The organism is Celeribacter indicus, from assembly GCF_000819565.1.
Taxonomy (GTDB): Bacteria; Pseudomonadota; Alphaproteobacteria; order Rhodobacterales; family Rhodobacteraceae; genus Celeribacter; species Celeribacter indicus.
The window spans coordinates 4,274,923-4,289,522 of sequence record NZ_CP004393.1; the positions used below are offsets into that span (position 1 = coordinate 4,274,923).

At 67.6% G+C, this 14,600-nt stretch carries 11 protein-coding genes; 3 read left to right on the forward strand and 8 right to left on the reverse strand.

What is annotated here, in order from left to right; translation table 11 throughout:
- Nucleotides 1-1,038 (reverse strand): FecCD family ABC transporter permease, encoded by a 1,038-nt coding sequence (locus P73_RS20905; protein ID WP_043871058.1) that lies wholly within the window; start codon nucleotides 1,036-1,038, stop codon nucleotides 1-3.
- Nucleotides 1,035-2,030: an iron-siderophore ABC transporter substrate-binding protein gene (locus P73_RS20910; protein WP_052453491.1), complete on the reverse strand. Its 996-nt coding sequence runs from the start codon at nucleotides 2,028-2,030 to the stop codon at nucleotides 1,035-1,037. The genes P73_RS20905 and P73_RS20910 overlap by 4 nt, the downstream gene beginning before the upstream one ends.
- Nucleotides 2,031-2,375: 345 nt before the next feature.
- Here P73_RS20910 and P73_RS20915 point away from each other — a divergent pair, with 345 nt between their 5' ends.
- Nucleotides 2,376-4,538, forward strand: a complete 2,163-nt coding sequence (locus P73_RS20915; RefSeq protein ID WP_043871059.1) for a TonB-dependent siderophore receptor — start codon at nucleotides 2,376-2,378, stop codon at nucleotides 4,536-4,538.
- 44 nt (nucleotides 4,539-4,582) lie between these two features.
- Here P73_RS20915 and P73_RS26570 read toward each other — a convergent pair whose 3' ends face one another.
- The 6 genes from P73_RS26570 to P73_RS20940 all read right to left on the reverse strand — a co-directional run bounded on the left by P73_RS26570 (nucleotide 4,583) and on the right by P73_RS20940 (nucleotide 12,502).
- Nucleotides 4,583-5,089 (reverse strand): helix-turn-helix domain-containing protein, encoded by a 507-nt coding sequence (locus tag P73_RS26570; protein WP_245629206.1) that lies wholly within the window; start codon nucleotides 5,087-5,089, stop codon nucleotides 4,583-4,585.
- A gap of 123 nt (nucleotides 5,090-5,212) precedes the next feature.
- Nucleotides 5,213-5,488: a hypothetical protein gene (locus P73_RS26575; RefSeq protein WP_245629207.1), complete on the reverse strand. Its 276-nt coding sequence runs from the start codon at nucleotides 5,486-5,488 to the stop codon at nucleotides 5,213-5,215.
- A 149-nt stretch (nucleotides 5,489-5,637) separates the two neighbouring features.
- Nucleotides 5,638-7,197 carry a cisplatin damage response ATP-dependent DNA ligase gene (locus P73_RS20925; RefSeq protein ID WP_043871060.1) on the reverse strand — a complete coding sequence of 520 codons (1,560 nt, stop codon included), beginning with the start codon at nucleotides 7,195-7,197 and terminating at the stop codon, nucleotides 5,638-5,640.
- Nucleotides 7,194-8,207 (reverse strand): ligase-associated DNA damage response exonuclease, encoded by a 1,014-nt coding sequence (locus tag P73_RS20930; protein WP_043871061.1) that lies wholly within the window; start codon nucleotides 8,205-8,207, stop codon nucleotides 7,194-7,196. The genes P73_RS20925 and P73_RS20930 overlap by 4 nt, the downstream gene beginning before the upstream one ends.
- Nucleotides 8,208-8,277: 70 nt before the next feature.
- Nucleotides 8,278-11,616: a CheR family methyltransferase gene (locus tag P73_RS20935; RefSeq protein WP_202966929.1), complete on the reverse strand. Its 3,339-nt coding sequence runs from the start codon at nucleotides 11,614-11,616 to the stop codon at nucleotides 8,278-8,280.
- A gap of 145 nt (nucleotides 11,617-11,761) precedes the next feature.
- Complete coding sequence (locus tag P73_RS20940) at nucleotides 11,762-12,502, reverse strand: Crp/Fnr family transcriptional regulator (RefSeq protein WP_043871063.1); 741 nt, start codon at nucleotides 12,500-12,502, stop codon at nucleotides 11,762-11,764.
- A 577-nt stretch (nucleotides 12,503-13,079) separates the two neighbouring features.
- Here P73_RS20940 and P73_RS20945 point away from each other — a divergent pair.
- Nucleotides 13,080-13,586: a 2Fe-2S iron-sulfur cluster-binding protein gene (locus P73_RS20945; protein WP_052453492.1), complete on the forward strand. Its 507-nt coding sequence runs from the start codon at nucleotides 13,080-13,082 to the stop codon at nucleotides 13,584-13,586.
- Nucleotides 13,583-14,599, forward strand: coding sequence for an FAD binding domain-containing protein (locus tag P73_RS20950; protein WP_043871064.1), 1,017 nt, complete (start codon nucleotides 13,583-13,585; stop codon nucleotides 14,597-14,599). The genes P73_RS20945 and P73_RS20950 overlap by 4 nt, the downstream gene beginning before the upstream one ends.
- Nucleotide 14,600 lies beyond the last annotated feature (1 nt).

Sequence of the window (14,600 nt, forward strand, 5' to 3'; positions counted from 1 at the left end):
TCACAGCGCACCGACCTTTCCGCGCCGCACGATCCAGATGAAGACGGGCGCACCGACAAGGGCGGTGACGATGCCGACATCCAGTTCGCCGGGCCGCGCGGCGAGCCGGCCGAGCACGTCGGCCAGCAGCAGCAGCACCGCCCCCGAGATCCCGGACAGCGGCAGGATCCAGCGGTAATCCACCCCCACGAGCAGGCGGCAGGCATGGGGCACCACGAGACCGACGAAGCTGATCGGGCCGCAGATGGCCGTCGTCGCACCGCAGAGCAGGATCGCGCCCCCTGCCGACATCGCGCGGGCAAGCACAATGTTTTCGCCCAGCCCTGCGGCGGTGTCGTCGCCCAGCGCGAGCAGATTGAGCTTACGCGCGGACAACAGCACGATGAGCATCCCCGCGGCGAGGAACGGCAGAACCGGCGTGATCTGGCCATAGGTCGCGCCGCCGACGCCGCCGACGAGCCAGGACTGCACGAGCCCCGCAATATCGCCGCGCGGCAGGACCACCGCCGTGGTGAAGGAGGAGAGCGCCGCGGTGAAGGCCGCCCCCGCGAGTGCGAGCTTGAGGGGTGTCGCGCCACCGCGTCCGACGCTCGCGATCGCATAGACGCCCGCGGCGGCCAGGGCCGCCCCGGCGACCGCCGTCCAGATATAGAGTGTTGCGCTGTCGATCCCGAACCAGGCAAGCCCGATGACGATGGCCAGCGCCGCACCGGCATTGACGCCGAGGATGCCCGGATCGGCGAGCGGGTTGCGCGTCAGCCCCTGCATCGCCGCGCCTGCGAGGCCGAGAGCCGCGCCGGCAAGGGTCGCCAGCAGCGTGCGCGGAATGCGGGTCGCGACCGCCGCCTCGGCAATGGTCGTGACCTCACCCCGGAGGGCGGCGGAAATGTCGGACCAGCCGACCTCCCGCGCGCCGAAGGTGACGGAAAGCATCGCGGCGAGCGCCAGGAGGCCGAGCATCGCGCCCGCCCAGGCACAGCGCCTGCGCAGCCCCGCCTGTCCGGGCCGGCCGCGCTGCAAGGCGCCGGCGACGCTCATTCCGCGTGTCGCGCCGCGTCCGACAGGAGCCCGGCGTAATCGTCGAGCACCCAGGGCAGCGACATCGGCGTGGGATTGGCGGCGGTGCCGAGCGGATCGTTGCGCAGCATCACGAGCGCGTCGCGGCCGACGGCCGGCAGGCGCGAGGTGAGCAGGTTCGCCGACAGGCTGTCGAGCAGCGGGCGCCCGCCGTAGGTGACGAGGATGTCGACATCGGCCAGCGCGTCGATCCGCTCCGCGCTGATCTCGCCGGAGAACCGGCCGGCCTCCGACGCCTCCTTCACCACCTGGGGAGAGGCGAGGCCGAGATCGTGGAAGAACCGCACGCGCGAGTCGTTGTCAGTGTAGAAGGAAATGCGGCTTAGATCCGTCGGGGACAGGTGCGTCACGAACATCGCGCTCTTTCCCTCCAGTTCGGGATGGGCGGCGCGGGTCCGCGCGATCTCCTCCTCGAGCCGGGCGATGAGCGCCTCGCCTTCCGCGACCATCCCGATGCCGGCGCTGTTGAGGCGGATCATGTCGCGCCAGTCCGTCGACCAGGCCGCCTCCGGATAGGCCACGACCGGCGCGATCCGGCTCAGCGTCTCGTAATCGGAGGCGCTCAGGCCGGAATAGGCCGCAAGGATGACGTCCGGCGCCGTCGCCGCGACCGCTTCGAAGTCGATCCCGTCGCCCTCGTCGAACAGCACGGGCGTCTCGGCACCGAGCTCTTCGAGCCCCGCCTCCACCCAGGGCAGCACACCGTCGCCGTCGTCGTCACCGAAATTGGCGGCGGCGAATCCCACCGGCACCACACCGAGGGCGATCGGAACCTCGTGGTTCGCCCAGGCGACGGTCGCGACACGCTCGGGCTTTTCCTCGATTACGGTCTTGCCGAAAGCATGCTCGATTTCAATGGGATAGTCCTGAGCATGCGCAGCCGCCGCCAGCAGGGAGAGACCGGCCAGCAGACCCGCGCAGAGAGATCGGGCTTTCGCGAACTGCGGAGACATGCGCCTCTCCTCATTGTTGATTATTTTACTCGCCTATCGGGATTACCGGAGCGAGGTCAAGCCCGCGCCGAGGGAATCCGCCGGGCGCCCCGGACGTTTTCCCCATATTCCGACAAAAACAATAGGCTTCTTCAAGACGGCCCCCTTTCCCGCTGATAGGTCACGCGTCCATGACGAACATGTGACGACCGCGGACGGCGGACCAGAGGTCCTGTCTTTTGCGGCGCCTCCGTTCAGAGGAGAGCGGCCAGCTGCGCCGAACGATCTCCGAAGAGCCATCCGGGCACGCTTCAGCGGGTGTTGCGGAGAGCCATGAGCCCCCAACCTCGGAAGGAGCTATCCGAAGTGAAAACCAATGAGACACTCCCTGCGCGCCGTTCCCGGCGGATCGCCGCCCTCAGATCCGGCTGTGCGGTTCTTGGGCTGCTCGCCGCCCTCCCCGCCGCAGCTCAGGACACATCAGACGCCGGCGAGGACGAGCCTTTCCGCCTCGCGCCCATCATCGTGAATGCGCAGGGAGAGGCGGATGACGACGCCAATTCCGTGGTTGCCCAGGAACTCTGGGTCGGCGGCAAGGTGGCCACGAGCATTCTCGACACACCGGCCTCCGTCTCCGTGGTCACCCAGAAGGAGGTCGAGACGCGCAATGCCGACACGCTGGAGGAAGTCCTGCAATATTCGGCGGGCATCCACACCGATTATTACGGCACCGACGACCGCAACGACTATTTCCTGATCCGCGGCTTCCAGGCGACCACCTACCGCGACGGGCTGACGCTCGGCTCGATGCGGGGCGTGCGCGAGGAGCCCTATGCCTATGAGCGCGTCGAGGTGCTGCGCGGGGCGAACTCCACCCTCTTCGGCGCGGCCGATCCGGGCGGGTCGGTGAACTTCGTGACCAAGCAGCCGCGGTTCGAGCGCTTCGCCGAAACCTACCTGACCTATGGATCCTTCGACCATATCGAGGCGGGTGTCGACATGGGCGACACGCTGAACGCGGAGGGCACGCTGGCCTTTCGCCTGACCGGGAAGGTCCAGGACAGCGAACTCGAATATGATCATTCCCGGAATGACGAAACCTTCCTGATGGGCGGGCTGACATGGGAGCCGACGGATTACACCTCGCTCAGCGTGATCGTGGATTACCTCGACCGCGACGGCACCCCCAACAGCGGCGGCTATCCGCTGGACCGCGAATACGATCGCGACGAATTCTTCGGCGAGCCGGATTTCAACTATCACGACGTGGAGCGCAAGAGCATCACGGCGCTCCTGTCGCATGACTTCGGCAACGGGCTGAGCTTCCAGGGCAACCTGCGCTACAGCGACCTGACGGATGACTTCGGTTACGATTACCTTTCCGACAACGCCGGTCGGGTCGGAACAACCGTGCCGCGCTGGTACTTCGGCTCGGACAGCAGCGCCGAGGAACTGATCGGCAACGCGATCCTGCAATACGACCGCAGCTTCGGCCGGATCGACAGCAGTACGCTTGCGGGGATCGAATTCCGCGATGCCTCGACGGAAAGCATCTCCTATTCGGGTGCGACCTCGCCGATCGACGTCGCCGATCCGGTCTACGGCGGTCCGCCCGCTGCGCTGATCCCCTATATGGCCCGGAAGAGCGATTACACGACGCAGTCGGCCTTCCTCCAGCAGAACCTGTCCTTCGACGACCGATTCATCGCGACGATCGGCCTCCGGCACGACTGGATGGAAATCGACAGTTCCGGCTGGGATCTCGATACCAGTACCGGCGCGCAGGTGCCCTATGACGACTCCGACGATTTCTCCGAAACCTCGGTCCGTGGCGCGCTGACCTACAAGGTCACCGACGAGGTCTCGACCTATGTGAGCTACGTGGAATCCGTCGCACCGCCGAGCATCGGGGTCGAGCCGGAGCGGGGCGAGCAATGGGAAGTCGGGGTGAAATACGCGCCCGTCGGCATGAACGCGCTGTTCTCCGCCTCCGTCTACGACCTGACGAAAAAGGACGTGACCATCGCCGTCGTGCAGGATACCGGCGCGATCGAGCGGGAAACCATCGGCGAGACGCGCGCGCGCGGCTTCGACTTCGAGGCGAAAGCCGAGTTGAGCGACCGGCTGAGCCTCATCGGGACCTATTCCTATCTCGACACCGAGGTGCTGCGGGCCGACCCGCTGCGGGACGGAACCAATATCAAAGGCAAGGAGTTCACGACGGCGCCGAACCACATGGCCTCTCTCTGGGCCACCTATGCCCTGCCGGGCGACGGGGCACGCGGCGACATGACCTTCGGCCTCGGGGCGCGCTACATCGGGTCCTACGAGTTCGATGCGGCCAACACCCGCGAGAGCTCCGATGCGGTCATCTTCGACGGGTCGATCGGTTACGAGCTGTTCGACAACACCAATCTCGAACTGCATGTGAGCAACCTGTTCGACGAACAGCACGTCGTCGGCTCCGGCACCGCGGATTACTACAATCCCGGCCGGGAGATCAGCCTGACCCTGCGCCAGAGCTGGTGAGACGAAGCATCCCATCCGCCGCCATCGCGGCGGGTGGGGCCGTCCTACCGCGTCCGCTGCTCGCGCAGCCAGGCCGCGGGCGTCGTGCCCTCGTAGCGGCGGAACACCCGCGTCAGATGCGCCTGGTCGGCAAAGCCGAAGCGCGCGGCCACATCGGCGATGACGATGTCCCCGGCGAGAAGCGCCTCCTTCACCATCGCGACCCGGCGTTCCTGCTGCCATTGCAGCGGGGTCTTGCCCGTCGTCTTCTTGAACGCGTGCGAGAACCAGCTCGGCGACAGCCCGACCGCCTCTGCCAGAACGGCATTGGTGAGCCGCCCGCAACTGTCGGTCTGGACCAGGGTGCGGAGACGGCGCATCTGGGCCGGCGTCAGCCCGCCCGAGCGGGCATCCTCCGCCTCTTCCTCCCCCGGCGCCGGCAGTTCGAGCAGGCCCGTCGCCAGCCCCACCGCGAGGCTTTCGGCAAAGAGGGCATGCTTGCTCGGCGCGACGATCTCGCGCTTGAACGTCTCGCCCAGGGCGGACAGCGCCTCCACCTCCTGCAAGGCCACCGGCGTGCCCAGCGCGGTCAGCGCCGCGGAGGTGCCGAGCCGCGGCGAGAGCCGGTCGAGCAGCCAGTCCTTCCTGAGATGAAGGTCGAGATGGGAGAAGCGGTGCCCGGCGAAGAAGCGGGTCTACATCGGCATGCCGGCCGGAACGTAGAGCGCGCGCAGCATCGGACGGGCCGCTTCCGGCATTCCGCCGGATCGCTCAGACATCCTGATATGGCCGGAGACATCGTTGAAGAACAGCATGATCCGCGGATCGGGAGAGGTGTAATATCCCCGCGCGCCGATCTCTCCGCGCGCCTCCCAATAGACGCCACACATGCCGTCGAAGGACCGCCAGCGCACCGGCGCGGTGCTCTCGATGCCTTCCGTGTGGCAGGTCATGGAATGCAGGAAACCCATGGCGGTCTGTTCCGGATGCGAGAGGAAAGGGAATGCGCGTGCCTGCCGGTCGGAATGCGGACGGAGGGGCCGCAGCCCGGTTTGGTGGCGCTTCGAGTCCATGATTATGCGAAATCCGGCGAACGATCAAGCCGGGGCGGCGCGCGCGCTCAGCGCAGCAGCCCGCGCAGCGCCTCGATGTGATCGGCCTCGTCCGCGGGCTTGTCCCAGCGGATGCGGGCGATCCGGGGGAAGCGCATCGCGAGACCGGACTTGTGCCGGGTCGAGCGGTTCAGCCCCTCGAAAGCCACTTCGACGACGAGGCGCGGTGCGAGCGCGCGCACGGGGCCGAACCGCTCCGTCGTATGGGTGCGCACGAAACGGTCGAGGCGGCGCAGTTCCTCGTCGGTGAAGCCGGAATAGGCCTTGCCCACCGGGACGAGCAGATCGCCGTCCCAGACGCCAAAGGTGAAATCGGAATAAAAGCCCGAGCGTTTGCCATGGCCGCGCTGGGCATAGAGCAGCACCGCGTCGACGACCATCGGATCGCGTTTCCACTTGAACCACGGGCCGCGCGGGCGGCCGGCGACATAGGCGCTGTCGCGGCGCTTGAGCATGATGCCCTCGATCACCGGATCGGGCGGTGCGGCGCGCAGATCCGCGAGCGCGTCCCAGTCGGGGAAGTCCAGCGTTTCCGACAGGTCGAAGCGCGGCTCGCGGAGGGCCGCGATCGCCTTCTCGAGCCGTGCGCGACGGGTTTCGAACCCGAGGGTGCGCAGGTCCTCGTCCTCCCAGACGAGAATGTCATAGAGCCGCAGCGCCGCCGGATGGCTCCGCAACAGCGCCTTGCCCGGCGCCTTGCGCCCCAGTCGCCTTTGCAAATCGCCGAAGGGCGCGACGTCGCGACCGCGCCGCACCAGAAGCTCGCCATCGAGCGCGCCCTCGAAATCCATGCGCTCCACGATATCGGGAAAGCTGCCGGAAATATCCTCCCCCGTCCGCGTGTAGAGCCGTGCCGTACCGCCCTCCGCTACCGCCTGAATGCGGATGCCGTCCCATTTCCACTCGGCCACGAAATCCTGCGGAGCGAGCGCGGCGAGCGCGCTTTCGTCGGTCGGGGTCGAGAGCATCACCGGGCGGAACGGCGCGCGCAGCATGGACTCGGGGCGCGGCCCGCCCGCGAGCCAGTCGAAAAGCGGCTGGTAGGGTGGGCGGAAGCCGGCCCAGAGCTCCTCGATCTCCTCGCGCGGGACCGTGCCCGTCTGCGCCAGCGCGGTCAGGGCCATCCGTGTGGAGACGCCGACACGCAGCCCGCCGGTGACGAGCTTCAGAAGCGCGAGCCGTTCCGAGGGCGGCATCGCGTCGAGCCAGCCGGCGATCAGGCCGGGGATCTCGGTCCTCGACGCATCCGAAAGGGAGGTGACCACCTCCCCCAGCCGCACCTCGCGGGGCGTGGCGGTCGTGGGCCAGATCAGCGCGATCGTCTCCGCCAGGTCGCCCACGTAATCGTAGGACATGGCGAAGAGCTCCGCGTCGACGCGCTCCGCCGCCATCCCGCGCAAGAGCGCGGGTTTCGCCCGGCCGACATCGAGCTCCCCCGTGAGGCTCGCCAGTGCATAGCCGCGGTCGGGGTCGGGCGCGGTCCCGAAATAGCGCGCGAGATGGGCGAGCTTCGCGTTGCGCCCCGGCGAGAAGGCGAGCCGTTCGAGCAGGTCGGTGAAAGCCCTCATTCCGCCTCCTCCTCGTACCCAACAAGATGCAGCGGGCGGGCGCGGCGCTGCATGAGTTCGGCCCAGCGCATCAGCGCATCCTCCCGCCCGTGGGTGATCCAGACTTCGGCCGGGTCGATTTCCTCGATGGTGCGGGTAAGATCGGGCCAGTCGACATGGTCTGAGATGACGAGCGGCAATTCCACGCCTCGCTGCCGCGCCCGTGCCCGGATCTGCATCCAGCCGGAGGCGAAAGCGATCACCGGATCCACGAAACGCTGCACCCAGGGCGAGGCGAAGGCGGAGGGCGGCGCGATCACGACGGCGCGCGACAGGGCCCGCGCCTCGGATTTCCCGAGCGTGGCGGAGCGCAGCTCGCCCAGCGGGACACCCTCTGCCAGATGATAGTCGCACAGCCGCTGAAGCGCGCCGTGGATGTAGATCGGCGCATCATATCCGGCGGCGCGCAACAGCATGATCACCCGCTGCGCCTTGCCCAGGGCATAGGCCCCGACGAGATGCGGGCGCTCGGGAAAGGCATCGAGCGACGCGAGGAGCCGGGCGATCTCCGCCTCGGGCGGCGGATGGCGGAAGACCGGGAGCGCAAAGGTCGCCTCGGTCACGAAGAGATCGCAGGACACCGGCTCGAACGGCGCACAGGCCGGGTTCGCCACCCGCGAATAATCGCCGGAGACGACCGCCCGCCTCCCACCGTGCTCGACCGCGATCTGGCAGGACCCGAGCACATGCCCCGCCGGATGGAAGGAGACGCGCACGCCGTTCACCTCCTGCACCCCTTCCGCAATCTGCGTGCGTTGCGCGAAATCCTCGCCGTAGCGGATCGCCATGATGTCGAGCGTCTGGCGCGATGCCATCACCGCCCCGTGCCCGGCCCGCGCATGATCGGCATGGCCATGGGTCACGAGTGCGCGCGGCACGGGCCGCATCGGATCGACGAAGAAATCGCCCGGCGGGCAATAGAGCCCTTCGGGCCGGGGGATCAGGAGGTCTTCGAAACTCGGGTCGGTCATGTCGGATCCGTCAGGTGTGCATCCCAACGCCCCCGTCCCGCCGGCCGTTCCCGCAGCTTCGCCGCCGTTCTCAATCCTCGAAGGCCGGCATGGTGAGGGAAAGCCGCATCGTCCGTCCCTCCGCCCTGCGGTCGAGGTCGGCGCCGAGCTGCATCGCGGAGGCCTGGATGAGCCGCGAGCCGAAGCCCCTGGTCTCGAAGCCCACCTCGCGCGGCGTCAGTTCCGTCCAGTCGAGGCGGAGGGTTTCCCCCGCGCAACGCCAGACGACGTCGAGCTTTCCCCCCTCCCAGGACAGCGCGCCGTATTTCGCGGCATTCGTCACCCATTCGTGGAGGATGAGCACCAGCGAGGTCAGCTGTGCGACCGGGATCAGGATCTCCGGCCCCTCGAGCCGCACCTCCTGCCGGCCTCGGGCGGGCTGGAGCAGGCTCGTCAGGATCTCCCCCAGCGCGATCGGGGAACGGACATCGCCATGCAGCATCAGCGCATGCGCCCGGTCGAGCGCGGCGACACGGCCGCGCAGGTTCTCGGAAAATGCCTTCATCGTGCTCGCCTCGCGCTCCGACGTGGAGATCATCGCGCTGACCACCGCGAACAGGTTCTTGATCCGGTGGTTCATCTCCCGCAGATGCAGCTCGCGTTCCTCGATCAGCCGGTATTCCGACGTCACATCGTAGCTTACGCCGACGACGGTGCGCAGCCCGTCGCGCTCGATGAACCGCCCGAGCCCGCGCACCCATCGCAGGGAACCGTCCGACAGGGTGACGCGAAAGGTTTCGTTGTAGAGCGCCCGTCCGCGCGAGACCTGGCGGAGCGCCCGCCAGACGCGGCGCCGGTCCTCCCCGTGGATCGACGCCATCAGCCGGTCGCCGCCCGCGCCGTCCCGCAGGCCGAAGAAATGCTGCGCCGCATCGTTGAACTGCATGTCCCCGGTGCGGAGGTTGTATTCCCAGACCCCGATCTCCGCGACCTCGACCGCCAGCTCCAGCCGGGCGCGCTCCGCGACGAGATCGCGTTCGAGCGCCAGCACGTCCGTCACCTCCGTCAGCACGAAGATCGCCCCGTCCAGTACGCCGTCGAGCCGGCTGTAGGGAATGACGCGCAGGACGAAATCGCGCCCCTGCGCCGCGTCGTGCAACCGGTCCTCCACGGTCTCTCCGGTCTCGATCACCTGCCGCGCGGCCTCCAGATAGGCGGGGGCGCGCAGGGGGGAGTCCACCTCGGCCAGCGGCCGGCCGTGGTCGGAGGGGGTGAAGGCGAACAGGTTCGCGGTGGCCTCGGTAAAGCTGCGGATGCACAGGGCGGCATCGACGACGACCACCGCAAGCTCGGTCGAGGCGAAGAAGTTCTTCAGATCGGCATTGGCGACGGTGAGCTGATCGACCTTCGTCTTCAGCTCGTCGTTGACCGCGGTCAGCTCCTCGTTCGTCGACTGGAGCTCCTCGTTCATCGACATCATTTCCTCGTTCGAGCTCTTCAGCTCCTCGTTCGCCGCCTCGAGATCTTCGACGGCGGCGCGCAGCCGGTGGCGCGTGGCGTGAAGCTCGTTTTCGAGCACCTGCATCTGGTCGGTCCCGGACGCGAGCTCGATCATCCCCTCCTCGTCTTCCCCGAGCGGGCGGAACGCCGCCGTGTCCCGCAGCACGACAAGCATCGCGCCGTCGCGCACGGGTTCGCAGCTCACCCGCACTTCCTGGATGCCGAAATCCCCCTGCACCTCGACCCCGCGCACCACATGGGGGCGCCTGTCCTCGGCGGTCTGCCGGATCAGCGGGCCCAGCACGTCGCGCAGCCCGCCCTTCGCGAGCGTCGCGGCGTTGCGAGGACGGGTGGTGGTGTCATGCGGAAAGTCGAAATAGGCTCCGATCCTGCCCCAACTCGCCAGAATGCCGCCGGTCTCGTCCACCAGCAGCGAGGGGGGCGCGTGGCGGCGCGCGAGCTGATCGGCCGCCCGCCTCTCCAGCCGGTCCGCCTCCTCCCCGCCGGGCGTCGTCGCGGGAGAGGACGGCACGCGCTCCCGCGTGCTGAACGGCAGGTCCAGCGGGTAGCTCGGCCGCACCGCCCGGCGCCGGAACAGCCGACCGCGCGGATCGAGATCCTCGAACAAGTCGTCGAACCGTCCCACCGTCTCCGAAAGGCCCAGGAGGAGATGCCCCTCCGGACGCAGCGCGTAATGGAAGAGCGGCAGGACGGCACGCTGAAGCGGCTCGTCGAAATAGATGAGCAGGTTGCGGCAGGAGATCAGGTCGACCCGCGAGAAGGGAGGATCCTTGATCACGCTGTGCAGGCTGAAACGGACCATGTCGCGCACCTCCGGGGAGATGCGGAACCGGTGATCGCCGCCCGCCTGCGTGAACCGGCCGCGCAGCCCTTCGGGAATATCCGCGAGGGCGGCGGTGGGATAGGTTCCCTCCCGCGCCGTTTCCAGCATGCGCTCGTCGATGTCGCTCGCAAAGATGTTGACGAGCGGATAGCGCCCGTAATGCTCCATCGCCTCGCGGAACAGCATCGCGATGGAATAGGCCTCCTCGCCGCTCGAACACCCCGGCACCCAGACCCGGATTTCCTCGTCCTCCCGCGCGTCGCGGATCATCGGGAAGACCGACCGCTCCCGCAGCGCCTCGAACACCTCCGCGTCGCGGAAGAACCGGGTCACGTTGATGAGAAGATCGCGGAACAGCGCCTGACGCTCCCGCTCCTCGCGACGGAGGACGGCGAGATAATCGGCGGCATCCGCGAGCCCGAGCACCTGCATGCGCCGTTCGATCCGGCGGGTCAGGGTCGACCTCTTGTAGCCGGAGAAATCGTGCCCCGTGGCCTGCGCCAGGACATCGCAGAGCGCGCTCACCTGTGCGGCGACCGTCTCGGTTTCCACGCTCGGCAGGGCCGCGCCGGGTTCGCGGCGGAAATAGTCCACGAGCTTCGGCAGGATCATCTGCGCCGGTTCCACGAAATCCACGAGGCCAGTGCCCACGGCGGCGCGAGGCATTCCATCGTGGCGCGCATCCTCGGGCGCCTGCGCGATCGCGATACCGCCGCATTCCTTGATCGCGCGCAGACCGCGGCTGCCGTCCGCCCCCGTGCCCGAGAGCACGACGCCGGCGGTGCGCGGCCCCCGGTCCCTTGCGAGGCTTTCGAAGAAATCGTCGATCGGCCGGCGCAGCCCGCGCGGCGCATCGAACCGCAGGAGACGGAGCACCCCGTCCTCGATCTCGAGACCGCGGCCCGGCGGGATCACGTAGACCGTCCCTGCCGCCACCCGTTCGCCACCCGTTATCCGGCGCACCGCCATGGTCGTATGGCGTTCGAGGAGCTGTGCCATCATCGACTCGCGGGTCGGATCGAGATGCTGCACGACGACGATCGCGACATCGGAAAGGTCGTCCTCACCGGACAGCAGGTCGCGCAATGCCTCCAGCCCTCCGGCAGACGCACCCACCCCAATGATCGGGACAGAGTTTTCCGGCGAATACCCGTGCACTTTCCAATCCCTGCATCCTGTCACTAACACAAGATCAACTTTCATGACCTCATGTCAATACCGCAGCAGGAGATCAGAGGTATTTGAGAGTCCCCTCCCCGTAGAGATAGGAGCTTTCGAAACCCGCGAGGTTCATCAGGGATTCGCGGTTCAGGAAGGTGACTCGCCCGCGCGATACGTCGGCCAGCTCGGCCTCGCGCAGCTTGCGGATCACCCGGTTCATGTGGATCGAGGTGGCGCCACAGGCATCGGCCAACTCCGCCTGCGTCAGCGGCAGTGCGAAGCCCCCGGTTTCGGCAAGCCCCACGAAATCGAGACGGGTCCACATTTCCGCGAGGATGTGGGCGAGACGGCCGTCGGCGCTGAGCTGTTCGAGCTTCAGGATCCATTGCCGGTGGATCGAGGCGTCGAGCAGGGTCGAGAACCACAGCATCCGCGACAGGTGCGGCTCGGTGTTCATGAGTTCGTCGATTCGGGTATGGGGGATGTAGCCGACCCGCACCGGGCCGATCGCGACCACGTTGTGATCGAGCCGCTTGAGCGCATAGGCGTGCAGGTCGACGAAATCGCCGGGCACATGCAAGGCGACGATATGGCGTTGTCCGTTCTCGAAGATCACCCGGCCGATGAAGCCGTCGATCAGCAGCGTGCTCCGTTCGATCACGTCGCCGCGTTCGAGGACGACATGGGCGCTGGGGCAGCGCTGCACCTCGACGATGCTCTCCTCCAGAAGCCCTTTTTCGCGGTCGTCGAGATGATGGCGGGCACGCCCCATCAGGAACTTGTGGGTCAGGGGATAGCGATCCTGGGTCATTCGGAATCTCCACGGGTGCGCGCGAAAGTGCCGGCGCTGTCGTCCGGCGCGTCGTCGTTGCAGGTGTGGGGCAAGGGCAGCCCGGCGTCCCGGAAGGCCCGGCCGATCCCTGTCGGACCGGGACGCGTCCCGGATCTCGCGCTCGCGCCCTTCGGCTCGGGAAGGGCGCAGCGGGCATCGGCGGAGCGAGGGGCCTCAGGATCGATCCGCGAGAGCACCGGCGCGCCACCCCCTCGAACGGAGACCACCGCAAGACATTCGGCGATACCGGCGTTTTGAGACTGTGACGACACAGGACCTCCCTACGACATTAACATTTGTTTATTTCTGCCCTTTCTGCGGCGAATTTTAAAGGGTCACGGCAGGTCAACCGGTCCCCGAAGCGCACGGTTCCGCCGGTTTCCGGCAAAAAATCAGTCTCGCGCGCGTCTCAGGGAGCCCGGAGCGCACGGACCGGGGCGAAGACGGATCTCGGAACTTTTGCGAGCCGGCCCAGTTGATCTCCACCACAGGGGGCTCGTGGTCCGGCGTCGGGCAGTCGTGCCCCGATCATCCTCACCTCATTCCCGGAGGCCTCATGCAGACGACATTTACCGTCAATGGCCGCGCCGAAGAGGTCGACCACGACCCGCGCGCCACCCTCCTCGACACGTTACGCGACCAGCTCGGTCTCACCGGAACCAAGAAGGGCTGCGACCACGGCCAGTGCGGTGCCTGCACGGTGATGCTCAACGGGCGACGGGTGAATTCCTGCCTCTGCCTGACTGCGATGCACGACGGCGACGAGATCCGCACCATCGAGGATGTCGCGCCCGCAGAGGCACTGTCCCCGCTCCAGGAGGCGTTTCTTGCCTGCGACGGCTATCAATGCGGCTTCTGCACCCCCGGCCAGATCGTGTCAGCACTCGCCATGTATGACGAGATCCGCCGCGGCGAGCCGTCCTATGTCAGCGCCGACCTGAGCGCGAGGGCGCCGCTGAACGACAGCGAGATCGCGGAGCGCATGAGCGGAAACCTCTGCCGCTGCTCCGCCTATTCCAACATTCGCGACGCGATCGCGCGCGTCGGGGAGCAGGGCCGATGAGACCGTTCGACTATCACCGCGCGAGTACCGCAGGCGATGCCGGCCAGGCCGCGCGCAGGGGCGGAACCTTCATCGCCGGGGGCACGAATATTCTCGATCTCATGAAGATCCAGGTCATGACGCCGGAGCGGCTCGTGGACATCACCCGTCTCGAGGGGCTCGACGAAATCACCCAGAACGAGGAGGAGCTGAGGATCGGCGCCCTCGTCACCAATGCCGACTGTGCCGCCAACGCACAGGTCCGGGCGCGGCATCCGCTGCTCAGCCGGGCCATTCTCGCCGGGGCCTCGCAACAGATCCGCAACAAAGCGACGACGGGAGGCAACCTGCTCCAGCGCACGCGCTGCCCCTATTTCTACGACGTCGCGACGGCCTGCAACAAACGCGCGCCGGGCACGGGCTGTGCCGCGCAGGGCGGCATCGGTCGCATGCTTGCCGTCTTCGGCATCTCCGACAGCTGCCTCGCCGCACATCCTTCCGACATGGCGGTCGCGCTCCGGGCACTCGATGCCACCGTCGAGATCGAAGGCCCCGATGGCGCCTCCCGCTGCGTTGGCCTCGGCGACCTCTACCGTCTGCCGGGCGATCGCCCGGATGCGGAGACGACGCTCGGAGACGGCGAATTGATCACGGCCGTGACATTGCCCCGGCAAGGGGCGGGCCACCGGCAGGTCTATCGGAAAGTGCGGGATCGTGCCTCCTACGCCTTCGCGCTCGTCTCCGTCGCCGCGAGCGCCCGCATCGAAGCCGGACGGATCGCGGAGATCTCGCTGGCCTTCGGCGGCATCGCATCGCAGCCCTGGCGCGACCCGGATCTCGAGGCGTCGCTGACGGGCGAGACCCCGGACGAAGAGCTGTTTCGCGAGGTCGCCACACGCTTCACCGATGTGACAGCCCCGCATCCCGACACTGCGTTCAAGCTGCCGCTCCTGCGCCGGACCCTCCGGAGTGTCCTGGCCGACGTGACCGGGCTTTCGGGCACCGAAAGCAGCATTGACGAGACGAAAGGCTGAG

Bases quoted from the DNA above. Each gene is read 5' to 3' on its own strand.
- P73_RS20905 (WP_043871058.1), bottom strand. From the start codon at position 1,038: ATGAGCGTCGCCGGCGCCTTGCAGCGCGGCCGGCCCGGACAGGCGGGG.
- P73_RS20910 (WP_052453491.1), bottom strand. From the start codon at position 2,030: ATGTCTCCGCAGTTCGCGAAAGCCCGATCTCTCTGCGCGGGTCTGCTG.
- P73_RS26575 (WP_245629207.1), bottom strand. From the start codon at position 5,488: ATGGGTTTCCTGCATTCCATGACCTGCCACACGGAAGGCATCGAGAGC.
- P73_RS20925 (WP_043871060.1), bottom strand. From the start codon at position 7,197: ATGAGGGCTTTCACCGACCTGCTCGAACGGCTCGCCTTCTCGCCGGGG.
- P73_RS20930 (WP_043871061.1), bottom strand. From the start codon at position 8,207: ATGACCGACCCGAGTTTCGAAGACCTCCTGATCCCCCGGCCCGAAGGG.
- P73_RS20940 (WP_043871063.1), bottom strand. From the start codon at position 12,502: ATGACCCAGGATCGCTATCCCCTGACCCACAAGTTCCTGATGGGGCGT.
- P73_RS20945 (WP_052453492.1), top strand. From the start codon at position 13,080: ATGCAGACGACATTTACCGTCAATGGCCGCGCCGAAGAGGTCGACCAC.
- P73_RS20950 (WP_043871064.1), top strand. From the start codon at position 13,583: ATGAGACCGTTCGACTATCACCGCGCGAGTACCGCAGGCGATGCCGGC.